This window comes from Pseudomonas sp. GW821-FHT01E10 (assembly GCF_059422365.1).
In genome coordinates this window covers 20,708-36,937 of sequence record NZ_JBWKWT010000027.1, presented here as the reverse complement: position 1 = coordinate 36,937, position 16,230 = coordinate 20,708, and the positions used below count along the sequence as shown (strand labels likewise).

Annotated in this window: 13 protein-coding genes and 1 pseudogene; 9 read left to right on the top strand and 5 right to left on the bottom strand. The window is 60.3% G+C overall.

Annotated features, from left to right (window positions below; translation table 11 throughout):
• Nucleotides 1–2 precede the first annotated feature (2 nt).
• The 9 genes from murD (at nucleotide 3) to lpxC (ending at nucleotide 10,462) form a co-directional block, all read left to right on the top strand.
• Entirely contained in the window at nucleotides 3–1,349 is a 1,347-nt protein-coding gene (gene murD, locus AC07V0_RS27660; RefSeq protein ID WP_495020085.1) for a UDP-N-acetylmuramoyl-L-alanine--D-glutamate ligase, read from the top strand.
• Entirely contained in the window at nucleotides 1,346–2,563 is a 1,218-nt protein-coding gene (gene ftsW, locus AC07V0_RS27655; RefSeq protein ID WP_064616204.1) for a putative lipid II flippase FtsW, read from the top strand. Before murD ends, ftsW begins: the two co-directional genes overlap by 4 nt.
• On the top strand, nucleotides 2,553–3,623 hold the full coding sequence (gene murG / locus AC07V0_RS27650) for an undecaprenyldiphospho-muramoylpentapeptide beta-N-acetylglucosaminyltransferase (protein WP_018930134.1): 1,071 nt from the start codon (nucleotides 2,553–2,555) through the stop codon (nucleotides 3,621–3,623). Before ftsW ends, murG begins: the two co-directional genes overlap by 11 nt.
• Complete coding sequence (gene murC, locus AC07V0_RS27645; RefSeq protein ID WP_018930135.1) at nucleotides 3,616–5,076, top strand: UDP-N-acetylmuramate--L-alanine ligase; 1,461 nt, start codon at nucleotides 3,616–3,618, stop codon at nucleotides 5,074–5,076. Before murG ends, murC begins: the two co-directional genes overlap by 8 nt.
• Nucleotides 5,073–6,029 (top strand): D-alanine--D-alanine ligase, encoded by a 957-nt coding sequence (locus tag AC07V0_RS27640; RefSeq protein WP_495020084.1) that lies wholly within the window; start codon nucleotides 5,073–5,075, stop codon nucleotides 6,027–6,029. The genes murC and AC07V0_RS27640 overlap by 4 nt, the downstream gene beginning before the upstream one ends.
• A gap of 4 nt (nucleotides 6,030–6,033) precedes the next feature.
• On the top strand, nucleotides 6,034–6,903 hold the full coding sequence (locus AC07V0_RS27635; RefSeq protein ID WP_007939848.1) for a cell division protein FtsQ/DivIB: 870 nt from the start codon (nucleotides 6,034–6,036) through the stop codon (nucleotides 6,901–6,903).
• 15 nt (nucleotides 6,904–6,918) lie between these two features.
• Nucleotides 6,919–8,178, top strand: coding sequence for a cell division protein FtsA (gene ftsA / locus AC07V0_RS27630; RefSeq protein WP_007939849.1), 1,260 nt, complete (start codon nucleotides 6,919–6,921; stop codon nucleotides 8,176–8,178).
• 66 nt (nucleotides 8,179–8,244) lie between these two features.
• Nucleotides 8,245–9,438 carry a cell division protein FtsZ gene (gene ftsZ, locus AC07V0_RS27625; RefSeq protein ID WP_007939850.1) on the top strand — a complete coding sequence of 398 codons (1,194 nt, stop codon included), beginning with the start codon at nucleotides 8,245–8,247 and terminating at the stop codon, nucleotides 9,436–9,438.
• Nucleotides 9,439–9,550: 112 nt separating this feature from the next.
• The gene (lpxC, locus tag AC07V0_RS27620) at nucleotides 9,551–10,462 is read left to right on the top strand and encodes a UDP-3-O-acyl-N-acetylglucosamine deacetylase (RefSeq protein WP_007939852.1); all 912 of its coding nucleotides are present in this window, start codon (nucleotides 9,551–9,553) and stop codon (nucleotides 10,460–10,462) included.
• 67 nt (nucleotides 10,463–10,529) lie between these two features.
• Here lpxC and AC07V0_RS27615 read toward each other — a convergent pair whose 3' ends face one another.
• The 5 genes and pseudogenes from AC07V0_RS27615 to AC07V0_RS27595 form a co-directional block, all read right to left on the bottom strand.
• Nucleotides 10,530–12,026, bottom strand: a complete 1,497-nt coding sequence (locus AC07V0_RS27615; RefSeq protein ID WP_495020083.1) for a sensor domain-containing diguanylate cyclase — start codon at nucleotides 12,024–12,026, stop codon at nucleotides 10,530–10,532.
• 148 nt (nucleotides 12,027–12,174) lie between these two features.
• Nucleotides 12,175–13,494 (bottom strand): OprD family porin, encoded by a 1,320-nt coding sequence (locus tag AC07V0_RS27610; protein WP_086946155.1) that lies wholly within the window; start codon nucleotides 13,492–13,494, stop codon nucleotides 12,175–12,177.
• Between the two features lie 194 nt (nucleotides 13,495–13,688).
• Nucleotides 13,689–13,912: pseudogene (locus tag AC07V0_RS27605) on the bottom strand (hypothetical protein).
• A gap of 281 nt (nucleotides 13,913–14,193) precedes the next feature.
• Entirely contained in the window at nucleotides 14,194–15,558 is a 1,365-nt protein-coding gene (locus AC07V0_RS27600) for a heavy metal sensor histidine kinase (protein ID WP_018930140.1), read from the bottom strand.
• The gene (locus tag AC07V0_RS27595; RefSeq protein WP_018930141.1) at nucleotides 15,548–16,225 is read right to left on the bottom strand and encodes a heavy metal response regulator transcription factor; all 678 of its coding nucleotides are present in this window, start codon (nucleotides 16,223–16,225) and stop codon (nucleotides 15,548–15,550) included. The genes AC07V0_RS27600 and AC07V0_RS27595 overlap by 11 nt, the downstream gene beginning before the upstream one ends.
• Between the last annotated feature and the right edge of the window lie 5 nt (nucleotides 16,226–16,230).

Here is a 16,230-nt window from a genome sequence, read left to right as displayed (position 1 = left end):
GAGTGTCTCTGATCGCTTCTGACCACTTCCGCATCGTTGTCGGCCTCGGCAAGAGCGGCATGTCCCTGGTTCGCTTCCTGGCGAACCGGGGCGTGTCGTTTGCTGTCGCCGATACGCGGGAAAATCCACCGGAACTGGCCACGCTCAAGCGTGACTATCCGCACGTGGAAGTGCGTTGTGGCGAGCTGGACGTCGAATTCCTGTGCCGTGCCGACGAGCTCTACGTGAGCCCCGGCCTGGCGCTGGCGACCCCGGCCCTGCAGGCTGCCGCCACCCGTGGCGTGAAAATGTCCGGAGACATCGAGCTGTTCGCGCGTAACGCGAAAGCGCCGATTGTCGCCATTACCGGTTCCAACGCCAAAAGTACCGTCACCACCCTGGTCGGCGAGATGGCGGCTGCGGCCGGCAAGCGTGTTGCCGTTGGTGGCAACCTCGGCACGCCGGCGCTGGATTTGCTCAGCGACGACATCGAGCTGTATGTGATGGAACTGTCGAGCTTCCAGCTCGAAACCACCGATCAGCTCAACGCCGAAGTGGCGACCGTGCTCAACATCAGTGAAGACCACATGGACCGCTACAGCGGTCTGCCGGCCTATCACTTGGCCAAGCACCGGATCTTCCGGGGCGCCAGGCAGTTTGTGGTCAACCGTCAGGACGCCCTGAGCCGTCCGCTGATGGGTGAAGGTCAGCCGTGCTGGACCTTCGGTTTGAACAAACCCGACTTCAAGGCCTTCGGCATTCGAGAAGAGAACGGCGAGAAATACCTGGCCTTCGAGTTCCAGAACCTGATGCCGGTACGCGAGCTGAAAGTTCGTGGTGCGCATAACCAGTCCAACGCCCTCGCGGCATTGGCGCTCGGCCACGCCGTCGGCCTGCCGTTCGACGCCATGCTTTCAGCCCTGCGCAATTTCGCCGGGCTCGAGCACCGCTGCCAGTGGGTCCGCGACCTTGATGGCGTGAGCTACTACAACGATTCCAAAGCCACCAACGTCGGCGCCGCATTGGCGGCCATCGAAGGCCTGGGGGCGGACATCGACGGCAAGCTTGTGCTGATCGCCGGTGGCGATGGCAAGGGCGCCGATTTCAAGGATTTGCGTGATCCGGTGGCGGCCAACTGCCGCGCCGTCATTTTGATGGGCCGTGATTCCGACAAGATCGGTGAGGCCATCGGCGATGCCGTGCCACTGATTCGCGTCGGCTCGCTGATCGAAGCGGTCGAGCAATGCCGCGCCATCGCCGAAAAGGGCGACGCGGTGCTGCTGTCGCCGGCCTGCGCCAGCTTCGACATGTTCAAGAACTATGAAGACCGTGGTCACCAGTTCGTCCGCGCCGTGGAGGATCTGGCATGAGCTTGAGAAACATCATCAAGCCGTATCCATCGCCTCTGATCACCGGGCGCGGTATCGACCTCGATTTCCCGATGCTCGCCGGTTGCCTGGCACTGCTCGGCCTGGGGCTGATCATGATTGCCTCGGCATCGACCGAGGTGGGGGCGGTGCAGTCGGGCAGCGCCCTGTACTACATGATTCGCCACCTTGTTTACGTTGTGCTGGGCCTGGGTGCCTGCGTCGTCACCATGATGATTCCGATTGCCACCTGGCAACGCTTGGGCTGGCTGATGCTGATTGGTGCATTCGGCTTGCTGGTGATGGTGATCATCCCGGGGATCGGCCGGGAAGTGAACGGTTCGATGCGCTGGATCGGCTTCAGTTTCTTCAACGTTCAGCCTTCCGAGATCGCCAAGGTGTTCGTGGTGATCTACCTCGCCGGTTATCTGGTGCGTCGCCAGAAAGAAGTGCGTGAAAGCTGGATGGGCTTCTTCAAGCCGTTCATCGTGCTGTTGCCAATGGCGGGTCTGTTGCTGATGGAGCCGGACTTTGGTGCCACCGTCGTGATGATGGGGGCAGCTGCGGCGATGCTGTTCCTCGGCGGGGTCGGGCTGTTCCGGTTTTCCCTGATGGTGGTCCTGGCCGTCGCGGCGGTGGTGTTGTTGATTCAGATGCAGCCGTATCGAATGGCGCGTCTGACCAACTTTGCCGATCCGTGGGCCGACCAGTTCGGTGCCGGCTATCAGCTCTCCCAGGCCTTGATCGCTTTCGGTCGCGGCGAATGGCTGGGCGTCGGCCTGGGCAACAGCGTGCAGAAACAGTTCTACCTGCCGGAAGCCCATACCGACTTCGTGTTTTCGGTGCTGGCTGAAGAGCTGGGGGCCGTGGGTTCCTTGTGCACGGTGGCGCTGTTCGTCTTCGTGTGTATTCGTGGCATGTACATCGGCCTGTGGGCCGAGAAAGCCAAACAGTTTTTTGCCGCCTACGTTGCTTACGGCTTGTCGTTCCTGTGGATCGGCCAGTTCCTGATCAACATCGGCGTGAACGTCGGCCTGTTGCCGACCAAAGGTCTGACCCTGCCATTCCTCAGTTATGGCGGCAGTTCGTTGGTGATCTGCTGTGCCTGTCTTGGCTTGTTGCTGCGCATCGAGTGGGAGAGTCGAACCCATTTGGGCAGCGAAGAAATGGAATTCCATGAGAGCGACTTCGCCGAGGAGCCGAACCATGGGCGCTAACGTACTGATCATGGCTGGCGGCACCGGGGGCCATGTGTTCCCGGCACTTTCCTGTGCGCGTGAGTTCCAGGCCCGCGGCTACACCGTGCACTGGCTCGGCACGCCCCGCGGGATCGAAAACGATCTGGTGCCGGCGGCCGGTATTGAATTGCATCGGATCCACGCCAGCGGTTTGCGCGGCAAGGGCAAATTGTCCCTGCTCAAGGCGCCGGTCATGTTGCTCAAGTCGATCTGGCAGGCGCGGGCGATCATTCGTCAGCTGCGGCCAGTCTGTGTGGTCGGCTTTGGTGGTTTTGTGACTGGCCCTGGCGGCGTTGCAGCCAGACTGGCCGGCGTGCCGGTCATCGTTCACGAGCAGAACGCCGTGGCCGGTACCGCCAATCGGTTGCTGGTGCCGTTGGCCGCCCGAGTCTGTGAAGCGTTCCCCGACACCTTTACCCTGTCGGACAGCCGTCGGACCACCGGTAACCCGGTGCGCACCGAGCTGTTCCTCGAAACACCGCGACCTGCCCTGGCCGGTCGCAAGGCGCGTTTGCTGATCCTGGGCGGAAGCCTGGGCGCAGAGCCGTTGAACAAGTTGCTGCCTGAAGCCCTGTCGCAAGTCGCCCCCGACCTGCGCCCGGACGTGTTCCATCAGGCCGGCAAAAACCACGATGAAGTGACTGCAGAGCGCTATCGCGCGGCTGGCGTCGAGGCGCAAGTGCAGCCATTCATCAAAGACATGGCCCAAGCCTATGGCTGGGCCGACCTGGTGGTGTGCCGCGCAGGAGCGCTGACCATCAGTGAACTGGCGGCCGCCGGTCTGCCCTCGATGCTGGTGCCTTTGCCCCACGCGATCGACGATCACCAGACCCGCAACGCCGATTATTTGGCCCGTGAAGGCGCTGCCTTCCTGATGCCGCAAAGAACGACTGGCGCAGCGGACCTTGCCGCTCGCCTGACAGAGGTCTTGATGCAACCGCAACGACTCAACGACATGGCCAGCGCGGCACGCCGCCTGGCCAAACCCGATGCCACTCGTAACGTGGTCGATACTTGCCTTGAGGTGGCCCATGGTTGAGAACAAGAAAGCCATGCCACAACCGGAAATGCGCCGTATCCGTCGTATCCACTTCGTCGGGATTGGCGGCGTGGGTATGTGCGGTATCGCCGAAGTGTTGCTGAACCTGGGCTATCAAGTGTCCGGTTCCGACTTGAAAGCTTCGCCGGTGACCGAGCGCCTGGAATCTTTTGGTGCGCATATTTTCATCGGCCACCGTGCCGAGAATGCCGCAGCCGCCGACGTGCTGGTGGTGTCGAGCGCCGTCAACACGTCCAACCCGGAAGTCGCGACCGCGCTGGAACGCCGGATTCCGGTGGTGCCGCGTGCCGAGATGCTCGCCGAGCTGATGCGCTACCGCCACGGCATCGCCGTCGCCGGTACTCACGGCAAAACCACCACCACCAGCCTGATCGCTTCGGTGTTCGCCGCCGGTGGCCTGGACCCGACGTTCGTCATCGGTGGCCGTCTGAATGCCGCGGGCACCAATGCTCAGCTTGGCACCAGCCGCTACCTGATCGCCGAAGCCGACGAAAGCGATGCCAGCTTCCTGCACTTGCAGCCGCTGGTGGCCGTGGTCACCAACATCGACGCCGACCACATGGCGACCTACGACGGTGACTTCAACAAGCTGAAGAAAACCTTCGTCGAGTTCCTGCACAACCTGCCGTTCTACGGTTTGGCGGTGGTGTGCCTGGACGATCCGGTGGTGCGTGAAATCCTCCCGCTGGTGAAGCGTCCGACGGTCACTTACGGCTTCGGCGATGACGCCGACGTACGCGCCATCAACGTACGCCAACAAGGCATGCAGACTTTCTTCACCGTGCTGCGCCCTGATCGTGAGCCGCTGGATGTCTCGGTGAACATGCCGGGCAACCACAACGTGTTGAACGCGCTGGCGACTATTTGCATCGCCACCGACGAAGGCGTCAGCGATGAAGCCATCGTCCAGGGCCTGTCCGGCTTCCAGGGTGTTGGCCGTCGCTTCCAGGTGTACGGCGAACTGCCGGTCGAAGGCGGCAATGTGATGCTGGTGGACGACTACGGTCACCACCCGACCGAAGTCGCGGCCGTGATCAAAGCCGTGCGCGGTGGCTGGCCGGAGCGCCGTCTGGTGATGGTCTACCAGCCGCACCGTTACAGCCGCACCCGCGACCTGTACGACGATTTCGTCAATGTGCTGGCCGACGCCAACGTGCTGCTGCTGATGGAAGTCTATCCGGCCGGCGAAGAGCCGATTCCGGGCGCCGACAGCCGCAAGCTGTGCAACAGCATCCGTCAGCGCGGTCAGCTCGACCCGATCTACATCGAGCGCGGCATCGACCTCGCGCCGATCGTCAAGCCGCTGCTGCGTGCCGGCGACATTCTGCTGTGCCAGGGCGCCGGTGATATCGGCGGTCTCGCACCCAAACTGTTGAACAGTCCGTTGTTCGCCGGGGCCGTTGCCGCACCGGTAGAGGGGAAGTTGAAATGACTGCTGCTTACGCCAACCTCGTCTCCACTGTCGCGCCGAAGGATTTCGGTCGCGTTGCCGTGCTGTTCGGCGGCAAGAGTGCCGAGCGTGAAGTGTCCCTGAAGTCGGGTGGCGCGGTGCTTGAAGCACTGCAAAGCGCCGGCGTGGACGCGTTCGGTATTGATGTGGGCGATGACCTGCTGCAACGCCTGTTGAACGAAAAAATCGACCGCGCCTTCATCATCCTCCACGGTCGTGGCGGTGAAGACGGCAGTATGCAGGGCCTGCTCGAATGCGCAGGGATTCCGTACACCGGCAGCGGCATTCTGGCCTCGGCCCTGGCCATGGACAAACTGCGCACCAAGCAGGTCTGGCACAGCCTCGGCATTCCGACGCCACGCCACGCGGTACTGCGCTGCGAGGCCGATTGCATTTCGGCGGCCAAGGAACTGGGCTTCCCGTTGATCGTCAAACCGGCCCATGAAGGTTCCAGTATCGGGATGGCCAAAGTGACGACCGCGCCCGAGTTGATCGAGGCGTGGAAAGCGGCCAGTACCTACGATTCGCAAGTGTTGGTCGAGCAATGGATTCATGGTCCGGAGTTCACCATCGCCACCCTGCGTGACCAGGTGTTGCCACCGATTGCCTTGGGCACGACGCACAGTTTCTACGACTACGACGCCAAGTACATCGCCAACGATACCCAGTACCGCATTCCGTGCGGCCTGGACAGCGACAAAGAAAAGGAACTCATGGACCTCACGGCCAAAGCCTGTGAGGCGCTGGGTATCGCCGGTTGGGGCAGGGCGGACGTGATGCAGGACGCCGACGGGCAGTTCTGGTTCCTGGAAGTCAACACCGCACCGGGCATGACCGATCACAGTCTGGTGCCAATGGCGGCCCGTGCCGCCGGCCTGGATTTCCAGCAACTGGTTCTGGCGATTCTGGCCGCAAGCATTGAGCCACGAGGGTAAGACCATGCAAGGCGCACAGCTGAGACATCAGCCCTCCGCACCACCCGGCCGCAAGCCGGTGCCGCGGGGTGCCAGCCGAATGGTGGCCAAAGAGCCGATGTCCGTGCGCCTGCCGAAAGCCAACTTCGGTTTTCTGAAAAGCCTGTTCTGGCCCGTGTTGCTGGTGGCGTTGGGGTTCGGTACTTACGAAGGCGCACAGCGTTTGCTGCCGTACGCCGACCGGCCGATCACCAAAATCGCCGTGCAGGGCGACTTGAGTTACATCAGCCAGCAAGCGGTGCAGCAGCGGATCGCCCCGTACGTGGCGTCGAGCTTCTTCACCATCGACCTGGCGAGCATGCGCACCGAGCTTGAACAGATGCCATGGATTGCCCACGCCGAAGTGCGTCGGGTGTGGCCGGATCAGGTAGTGATTCGCCTGGAAGAACAACTGCCGGTGGCCCGTTGGGGCGATGAGTCGCTGTTGAATAACCAGGGACAGGCGTTCACCCCGCGCGAGCTGGCGAACTACGAACACTTGCCACAGCTGTTCGGCCCGCAGCGGGCCCAGCAACAAGTGATGCAGCAATACCAGGTGCTGAGCCAGATGCTCAGGCCATTGGGCTTCTCGATTGCACGCCTGGAGTTGCGTGAACGAGGCAGCTGGTTCCTGACCACCGGCGCAGGCAGCGCCGGTCCCGGAATCGAACTGCTGCTGGGACGCGGCAACCTGGTGGAAAAGATGCGCCGCTTCATTGCCATCTATGACAAGACGCTCAAAGAGCAGATTACGAACATTGCGCGCATCGATCTGCGCTACGCCAACGGCCTTGCCGTTGGCTGGCGGGAACCTGTAGCGCCGACGACAGCCCAACCCGCTGTCGCAAAGAATTAAGAAGAGGCAGGACCCATGGCAAACGTGCAAAGCGGCAAAATGATCGTCGGTCTCGATATCGGCACCTCCAAGGTGGTGGCGCTGGTCGGCGAGGTCGCGGACGACGGCACGCTCGAAATCGTCGGGATCGGTACACATCCGTCCCGCGGCCTGAAAAAAGGCGTAGTGGTGAACATCGAGTCCACCGTCCAGTCGATCCAGCGCGCTATCGAAGAAGCGCAGCTGATGGCCGGTTGCCGGATCCACTCGGCGTTCGTCGGCGTGGCCGGCAATCACATCCGCAGCCTGAACTCCCACGGTATCGTGGCGATTCGTGATCGCGAAGTCAGCTCCGCCGACCTTGAACGCGTCCTCGACGCCGCCCAGGCTGTGGCAATCCCGGCTGACCAGCGCGTGCTGCACACCCTGCCGCAGGATTATGTGATCGATAACCAGGAAGGCGTGCGCGAGCCGCTGGGCATGTCCGGCGTGCGTCTGGAAGCCAAGGTTCACGTGGTCACCTGCGCCGTCAACGCCGCACAGAACATTGAAAAGTGCGTGCGTCGCTGCGGCCTGGAAATCGACGACATCATTCTCGAGCAACTGGCTTCGGCGTATTCGGTGCTGACCGACGACGAGAAAGAACTGGGCGTGTGCCTGGTGGACATCGGCGGCGGTACCACCGACATCGCGATCTTCACCGAAGGCGCGATCCGCCACACTGCAGTGATCCCGATTGCGGGCGACCAGGTGACCAACGACATCGCGATGGCGTTGCGCACCCCGACCCAGTACGCCGAAGAAATCAAGATTCGCTATGCCTGCGCCCTGGCCAAACTGGCCGGTGCCGGCGAAACCATCAAGGTACCGAGTGTCGGCGACCGTCCACCGCGCGAACTGTCCCGCCAGGCCCTGGCCGAAGTGGTCGAGCCGCGTTACGACGAGCTGTTCACCCTGATCCAGGCCGAACTGCGTCGCAGCGGCTATGAAGACCTGATCCCGGCCGGCATCGTGCTGACCGGCGGTACGTCGAAGATGGAAGGCGCGGTCGAACTGGCCGAAGAGATCTTCCACATGCCGGTTCGCCTGGGCGTGCCCCATGGCGTCAAGGGTCTGGACGACGTGGTCCGCAACCCGATCTATTCCACCGGCGTTGGCCTGTTGATGTACGGCCTGCAGAAGCAGTCCGACGGGATTTCGTTCTCGGGCATCGGCAGCCGCGACAGCTACAGCAATGACGAACCGAAAGCCGCTCTGCTCGATCGCATCAAGAGTTGGGTACAAGGCAATTTCTAAAGCTTTACCGCAACACCGCTTCAAAAGCAGTAGGCGAAAAAACTAGAGAATGTAAGGAGAGGGAAAATGTTCGAACTCGTAGACAACATCCCCGCAAGCCCGGTTATTAAAGTTATCGGTGTTGGCGGAGGCGGCGGCAACGCTGTCAATCACATGGTCAAGAGCAACATTGAAGGCGTTGAATTCATCTGCGCCAACACTGATGCCCAAGCGCTGAAAAGCATCAGCGCGCGCACCATTCTGCAACTGGGTACCAGCGTGACCAAAGGTCTGGGCGCTGGCGCCAACCCTGAAGTAGGTCGTCAGGCCGCTCTCGAAGACCGTGAGCGCATTGCCGAAGTCCTGCAGGGCACCAACATGGTGTTCATCACGACCGGCATGGGCGGCGGTACCGGTACCGGTGCAGCGCCAATCATTGCTGAAGTGGCCAAGGAAATGGGGATCCTCACCGTTGCGGTGGTGACCCGTCCGTTCCCGTTCGAAGGCCGCAAGCGCATGCAGCTCGCCGACGAAGGTATCCGTCTGCTGTCTGAAAGCGTCGACTCGTTGATCACCATTCCCAACGAGAAGCTGCTGACCATCCTCGGTAAAGACGCAAGCCTCTTGTCGGCTTTCGCCAAGGCCGACGATGTACTGGCCGGTGCCGTTCGCGGTATCTCCGACATCATCAAGCGTCCGGGCATGATCAACGTCGACTTCGCCGACGTACGTACCGTGATGAGCGAAATGGGCATGGCGATGATGGGCACTGGCTGCGCCAGCGGTCCGAACCGTGCACGTGAAGCGACCGAAGCGGCCATTCGCAACCCGCTGCTCGAAGACGTGAACCTGCAAGGTGCACGCGGCATCCTGGTGAACATCACCGCCGGTCCTGACCTGTCTCTGGGTGAGTACTCCGACGTGGGTAGCATCATCGAAGCCTTCGCATCCGAGCACGCAATGGTCAAGGTCGGTACCGTTATCGATCCGGACATGCGCGACGAGCTGCACGTGACTGTGGTTGCCACAGGTCTGGGCGCCAAAATCGAGAAGCCTGTGAAGGTCATCGACAACACCGTTCACACCTCGATGGCTTCCCAGCCACAACAACAAGCCCCTGTTCGTCAGGAACAGCCTGCGGTGAACTACCGTGACCTGGACCGTCCGACCGTCATGCGCAACCAGGCTCAGGCCGGTGCTGCGACTGCCGCGAAGATGAACCCGCAAGATGATCTGGACTACCTGGACATCCCGGCTTTCCTGCGTCGTCAGGCCGATTGATGAAATGTATCAGGGGTATTAGGGTGATTGGTGTTCAGCAAAGGTCTGGTCTGCTATCATCGCCAGCCTTTGTTGATACCAGTTCGCAATTTGCGCTGAAGCGGCCCATGCCATGATTAAACAACGCACCCTGAAGAATATTATCCGTGCCACAGGTGTCGGCCTGCACTCCGGGGAGAAGGTCTACCTGACCCTCAAGCCAGCGCCTGTCGACACCGGCATTGTGTTTTGTCGTGCTGACCTCGACCCTGTGGTGCAGATTCCTGCCCGCGCGGAAAACGTTGGCGAAACCACTATGTCGACCACGCTTGTTAACGGTGACGTCAAAGTGGACACGGTGGAGCACCTGCTCTCGGCCATGGCTGGCCTGGGCATCGATAACGCCTACGTCGAGCTCTCCGCGTCCGAAGTCCCGATCATGGATGGTAGCGCTGGACCCTTCGTATTCCTGATTCAATCGGCCGGCCTGGAAGAGCAGGACGCCGCCAAGAAGTTCATCCGGATCCTGCGGGAAGTGACAGTGGAAGACGGCGACAAGCGCGCCACTTTCGTCCCTTTCGAAGGTTTCAAAGTGAGCTTCGAGATCGATTTCGATCACCCGGTTTTCCGTGACCGCACACAAAGTGCAAGCGTGGATTTTTCCAGCACTTCGTTCGTAAAAGAAGTCAGCCGCGCGCGTACCTTTGGTTTCATGAGTGATATCGAGTACCTGCGCAAGCACAACCTCGCACTCGGCGGCAGCGTTGAAAACGCAATTGTGGTCGACGCGGATGGTGTACTGAACGAAGACGGCCTTCGCTATGAAGACGAATTCGTGAAGCACAAAATCCTCGATGCGATTGGTGACCTCTACCTGCTGGGCAATAGCCTGATTGGTGAGTTCAAGGGCTTCAAGTCCGGACACGCATTGAACAACCAGCTGCTGCGCAAGTTGATTGAGCAGACAGATGCTTGGGAAGTCGTGACGTTCGAAGACGCCAGCACCGCACCGATCTCTTACATGCGTCCTGTTGCGGCCGTGTAAGCAAAAAACCTCTCTAGTTTTTTAAAGGCTACCTTCGGGTGGCCTTTTTTTATGCCAGCGGGAACGATCAATCCGCAGCGACCACCCGGTTCCGCCCGTTTTCCTTGGCCTGATACAGCGCCTTGTCCGCTGCAAACAGCAACTGTTCCAGGCTGATGTCGGTTGCTGTCGTCCAGGTACTGATACCAATACTGACAGTAATCGGTGACACATCACCTCCCACCAACGGCAATTGCTCCACCGCCATACGGATTTTTTCGGCAATCTGTTGGGCTCCGGCGCTGTCGGTTTCAGCCAGGATCACTGAAAACTCCTCGCCACCATACCGGGCGACCAGGTCCGCCGGCCGTCGAACATGGGTGTCGATCACCTTGGCCACCGAGCGCAAGGCATCGTCGCCCCCTCGGTGGCCGTGGCGATCATTGAACGCCTTGAAGTGATCGATATCGATCATCAACAGCGACAACGGCTGACCGGAACGCTGGGCACGAAACCATTCATGGTGCAGGGCCTGATCCAGGCTTCGGCGATTGGCCAGACCGGTCAAGGGGTCGGTGGCGGCCAGTTGTGCCAGTTCCTGCTCGGCGCTTTGGCGTCGACGCAGCTCCCGGCAGAGCAACCAGGTCAGCCACAGCAGGCTCACGCACAGGGCAACGGTCGCAGAAGTGACTACCACCGCGGTGCGCTTCCAGGCCGCAAAGACTTCATCGCTGGACAGCGCAACGATGACGATCAACGGCAAATTCCCGACCTTGGAGAAGGTGTACAAGCGCTCATCGTTGTATCGACTGGACATGCCGGTGAAGCTGCCGTTGCCTTCTTTGACGATGCGCTGGAAATTGGGGCGGTTGCTGAAATCCTTGCCGATCAGCTCTTCGGCCAGGTGGGGTTGGTGGGCCAGGAGAATCCCGTCCTTGCTGATCAGGCTGACCGTGCTGTCGCGGCCGATGCTCAAGCTGTTGAACAACTGATCGAAGTAGCTCAAATGCATGGCGGCCTCGGCCACGCCGAGGAACTCACCCTGGGTGCCGTTCACCCGGCGGCTGAAACTGATCCGCCAATCCTGTTCCGGCGGCCGGGCCTTGAAAGGGCGACTGATGAACATGCCCGGGTCCGGATTGTTGATGTGGGCCTGGAAGTATTCGCGATCGGCAAAGTTGCCCTTTCTGGGCTCCACCGAGGCCGAGTCGGCGATCACATAGCCCTTGTTGTCGAGCAACAAGATGTTGCCCTTGTACGGCGCGGCAGTGGCGCGGTCGAAATAGGCCAGGTGACGAATGGCTGGGGAAACGCTCTTGAGGTCTTCCCGCTGGGAGGCAGCGATCAAACCCAGCAGGGACACGTCATAGAGTTCGACATTGCGCAGCACGTCGGCGTCGATCAATTGCACGATATTGTTGGCGGCGCGAGCGGCGGACAATTTGGCATTGGCGTGTTCGCGGATCAGCAGGAACGCGACGATGCTCAGTATTGCAATCACCAACAACACACTACTGAGAACCAGAAGCCGCTCCGAGCGTGTCGAACGGATCGGATCACGGGATTTCGCGCTGTTCACACTCATGGTTCTGACTTCTGCAAATAAGGCGTTATGAAAGTGCTTTTACAAGAATCGGGCAGAGTCCCAGAAACCGGTCGCGTCCTGCGCGCCTATATAAATCCCGGATAATAAAAAGGCCAGCAAAACATGCTGGCCTTTTGCTAATTGAAGCTTAGAAGACATTCACCGGGTAGTCGACAATTACCCGGTATTCATCCGTGTCCTGATCCAGCGCACCGTAACCGTTGCCGCCACGGTTAGACGCCCATTGCAGGCGCATCGCCAGATCTTTGGCCTTGCTACCCTGGACCACGTACTTGAGCTCGATGTCTCGTTCCCGATGCCTGGCGTTTCTGCCGTCGGCGCTGTACCACGAGGCGTAACCGCGGCTGTCCGGATCGACCTTGGTCAGGTCCAGTTCACCCCGTGAGTAGGACACCGCCGAGGTCAGGCCGGGCATGTCGAGGCCAGCAAAGTCGTAGGCGTACTTGAGTTTCCACGAGCGCTCATTCGGACCGTTGAAGTCCGAATACTGCTGGGAGTTGTCGAGATAAATGCTGTCGCCCTGGCTGATGTAATCGAACGGCGTGTTGCCGTTGACCCGCTGGTAGGCGGCGGTGACGCTGTGATGGCCCACGTCGACGGTGAAATGCAGGCTGTAGGTGTTGTTGTCGATGTTGCCCAGCAGTGCATCGCCGGTGTCTTGCGTGTGATAGAAGTGCAGGCCCGGGTTGAGGCTGACCAAGTCATTCAGCGAATAGGTGTAGTCCAGGTCGTAGTAGTACTGGTTCCAGATGTCCTTGAGTTCGGCCGCATACAGGCTGCTGGTCAGGCCCGGCAGGCCGCTCCAGGCCACGCCGGCCCAATTCAAATGCCGGCTTTCATCGCCATCGGCCAGGCTGCCATAGGACGTGCCGATGCGGGTGTGGCCGCTCTGGTTGTAGAGTTTGGTGAAGCTGGCCTGACCGCCCTCGATCATCAACCCGTCGACACTGTGGTTGGTCAGGCTGACGCCGCGAAAGGTCTGCGGCAGCATGCGGGTTTCGCCACCGGCGATCACCGGGTTGGCAAGGAACAGGTCGCCGGCCTTCAATTCGGTATCGAAGGCACGCATTTTCAGGGTGCCGCCAGCGGTGGAAAACGAGCCCGGTGCCTTGCCGTTGCCATCGCTGATCGGCAGGATGCTCGACCCGTCGGTGCCACCGCCGCCGTCGAGCTTGAGCCCGAGCATTGCATGGGCATCAACGCCGAAACCGATGGTGCCCTGGCTGAATCCCGATTCGAAGCGGCCAAGAAAGCCCTGACCCCACTCGATGTTGTCATCAGCCTTTTGCAGGCGATTGCGGTTCATGTAGTAGTTGCGGGCATTGAGGTTGAGGCTCGCCCCATCGACAAAGCCTTCGCGGCTGGATTCGTCGTCGGCCTGCGCGTTGTTGGCCATCGTTGCAGTGATTGCAATGAACAGCGGACTGAATCTGAGAGGGAAACGCACGTGCGGTAAAGCTCCTTGGGTCAACTAAGTACTTCATTGTTTTGAAGTGCGGATGTTTGTTGTCAGGGAAGATGAACTGAAGGGGTTTAAAACCACCACGAAAAAAAGCCGCTGATAGCAGCGGCTTTGAAGACAACTTTTCAAAGGGAAGAGCCGATGAAAAGTGTCGAGGGAAACAGAGCGATACGTATGGATCAGCTGTCTTTCTCAACCCGTGGCTGGGCTTGAGTGCTCGACGCTTGAGGGGTTTGCGCAGCCTCTTGGGCCTTGGCTGTCAGTTCGTTTTGATACTGTTCGTAGGCCTTGGCGCGTTCGCATTTTGTGCGACGAATGTCTGCGACTCTTCAGCCATGGCGAACGGAGACAGGAACAGGGACGACAAAACGAAAGCGCTGGCAATACCCATACTGTTGGACATCTTTTGAACCTTCTTGCTTGGCAAGTGCTGTTTGATGGGGCAACGATAAGGGGCTTGGGCGAGGGGAAAAAGAGTGGATTGCATAAAGGACTGTTGCGCTAAAAGTAACAGTCCGCAGTTGCAAGTGGTTTGGCTTTTTTTGTGGCGAGGGAGCTTGCTCCCGCTCGGCTGCGCAGCAGTCGTAATCGGAGTATGTGGCCTGTCTGATTGAATGTAGTCGTATTTTTGGGGCCGCTTCGCAGCCCAGCGCGAGCAAGCTCGCTCGCCACAGGGAGTGGGGGTCAGACTGGAAGATGAATCCCGAAGGTATTCATCCCATGATCACTGCGCACAAACACATCCCCGCCATGCATCAGCGCAATCGCCTTGACGATCGCCAACCCCAGGCCATGGTTGTTGCCGCTGTTACTGCGTGACGCATCAACCCGGTAGAAACGTTCGAACAGGCGCGGCAGATGCTCATTGGCAATCGGCGACCCCGGGTTGGCGACGCCGATGCTTACTTGGTGCTCCTCGACTTCGATCCGCACCTGAATCACTTGCCCAGGCGCGGTGTGCTGCACCGCGTTGCTCAGCAAGTTGATCAACGCCCGGCGCAGATGTGCGATCTCGATTCGCACCTGCGCATCGCCACTGACCTCGACCTGAACCTGCGCATCCTCAAGAATGAAATCCAGATATTCCAGCGTCGTCGCCACTTCATCAGCCAGTGAGGTGGACGTCAGTTGGGTGGCCTTGCTGCCTTGGTCGGCGCTGGCGAGGAACAGCATGTCGTTGATGATTGAGCGCAGCCGCTCCAGCTCTTCGAGGTTCGATTGCAGCACTTCGAAATAGTGTTCGGCGGAGCGCCCGCGTGTCAGTGCAACCTGGGTCTGGCCGATCAGGTTGGTCAGCGGCGAGCGCAGTTCATGGGCCACGTCGGCATTGAACGATTCCAGCCGCGAGTAGGCCTGTTCCACCCGTTCCAGCGTGGCGTTGAACGAACTGACGAACTGATCGAGCTCCGGGGGCAATGGCGATAATTGCAGGCGCCCGGACAGCCTCGGTGGTGCCAGGCGCTGGGCTTCCTGCGACAACTTGATCAGTGGTTTGAGGCCGATCCGCGCCACCCAGTAACCGAGTAGCGAGGCCAGCAATACCCCAATGATCGCCAGGCTGATCAGGGCGATCAGCAAGTGGTGCTGCGTCTCGTAAAAGGTTTCGGTGTCGATGCCGATCATGAAGCGCAGCGGTGGGCGCTGGTCCTTGGCTGGCAACTCGGTTAGCAGCACTTTCAGCGGGTACGGATGGTCGGGTAATTCCATGTCGCGCATGCCCAATGGGCCTTGGGCGAACGCGCGGATCGACGCGTCGGGTTGGCCGTATTCATAACCGGGATTACCGCTGACCACCCAAAAGCGAATGCGCTTGTCTTCTTCGCTCAGCAGCTTGAGCTTGGCGTTGATCTTCACCCAATGCTCGGGCGTGCCGTAACGGTTGAGCGCCGATTCGAGCACGCTGTAGCGGGCATCGAGCTCGGCTTCGGGCAGCAGGCCCAAGCCCTTGTCGACCTGTTGATACAGCGCACCGCCGATCAACAGAAACACCAGCAGCGCCACCAGCGTAAACATCCCGCTCAGGCGCAGCGCGATGGAGTTACTGGACACCACGGCTCTCCAGCACATAACCCATGCCACGAATGGTGTGCAGCAATTTTTCGTCGAACGGCCCGTCGAGCTTGGCCCGCAGGCGTTTGATCGCGACTTCGACCACGTTGGCGTCGCTGTCGAAATTGATGTCCCAGACCATCTCGGCGATGGCGGTTTTCGAGAGGATTTCACCCTGTCTGCGAGCCAACACACTCAACAGTGAGAACTCCTTGGCGGTCAGGTCCAGGCGGGTGCCGGCGCGGGTGGCTTTGCGGCTGATCAAATCTATCCACAGGTCGGCGATGCTCACCTGCACCGGCTCGTGGCCACCGCTGCGACGGGTCAGCGCTTGCAGGCGCGCCACCAGTTCGAGGAAGGAAAACGGTTTGCCGAGGTAATCGTCCGCGCCATCGCGCAAGCCTTTGATGCGATCTTCTACCCGCTCGCGGGCGGTGAGCATGATCACCGGGGTTTGCTTGCGCGCACGCAATGCGCGCAGCACGCCGAAACCGTCGAGGCCCGGCAGCATGACGTCGAGGACAATCACCGCGTAGTCATTTTCCAGTGCCAGGTGCAGGCCTTCGACGCCATCGCGGGCCACGTCCACGGTGTAACCCTGTTCCGTCAGACCGCGGTGCAGATAATCCGCGGTTTTTTCCTCGTCTTCGATAATCAGAACGCGCATGACCC

Coding starts and splice junctions, on each gene's coding strand:
- AC07V0_RS27615 (WP_495020083.1), bottom strand. CDS start 12,026: ATGAGTGTGAACAGCGCGAAATCCCGTGATCCGATCCGTTCGACACGC.
- AC07V0_RS27635 (WP_007939848.1), top strand. CDS start 6,034: ATGCAAGGCGCACAGCTGAGACATCAGCCCTCCGCACCACCCGGCCGC.
- AC07V0_RS27595 (WP_018930141.1), bottom strand. CDS start 16,225: ATGCGCGTTCTGATTATCGAAGACGAGGAAAAAACCGCGGATTATCTG.
- lpxC (WP_007939852.1), top strand. CDS start 9,551: ATGATTAAACAACGCACCCTGAAGAATATTATCCGTGCCACAGGTGTC.
- ftsW (WP_064616204.1), top strand. CDS start 1,346: ATGAGCTTGAGAAACATCATCAAGCCGTATCCATCGCCTCTGATCACC.
- AC07V0_RS27640 (WP_495020084.1), top strand. CDS start 5,073: ATGACTGCTGCTTACGCCAACCTCGTCTCCACTGTCGCGCCGAAGGAT.
- ftsA (WP_007939849.1), top strand. CDS start 6,919: ATGGCAAACGTGCAAAGCGGCAAAATGATCGTCGGTCTCGATATCGGC.
- murC (WP_018930135.1), top strand. CDS start 3,616: ATGGTTGAGAACAAGAAAGCCATGCCACAACCGGAAATGCGCCGTATC.
- ftsZ (WP_007939850.1), top strand. CDS start 8,245: ATGTTCGAACTCGTAGACAACATCCCCGCAAGCCCGGTTATTAAAGTT.
- murG (WP_018930134.1), top strand. CDS start 2,553: ATGGGCGCTAACGTACTGATCATGGCTGGCGGCACCGGGGGCCATGTG.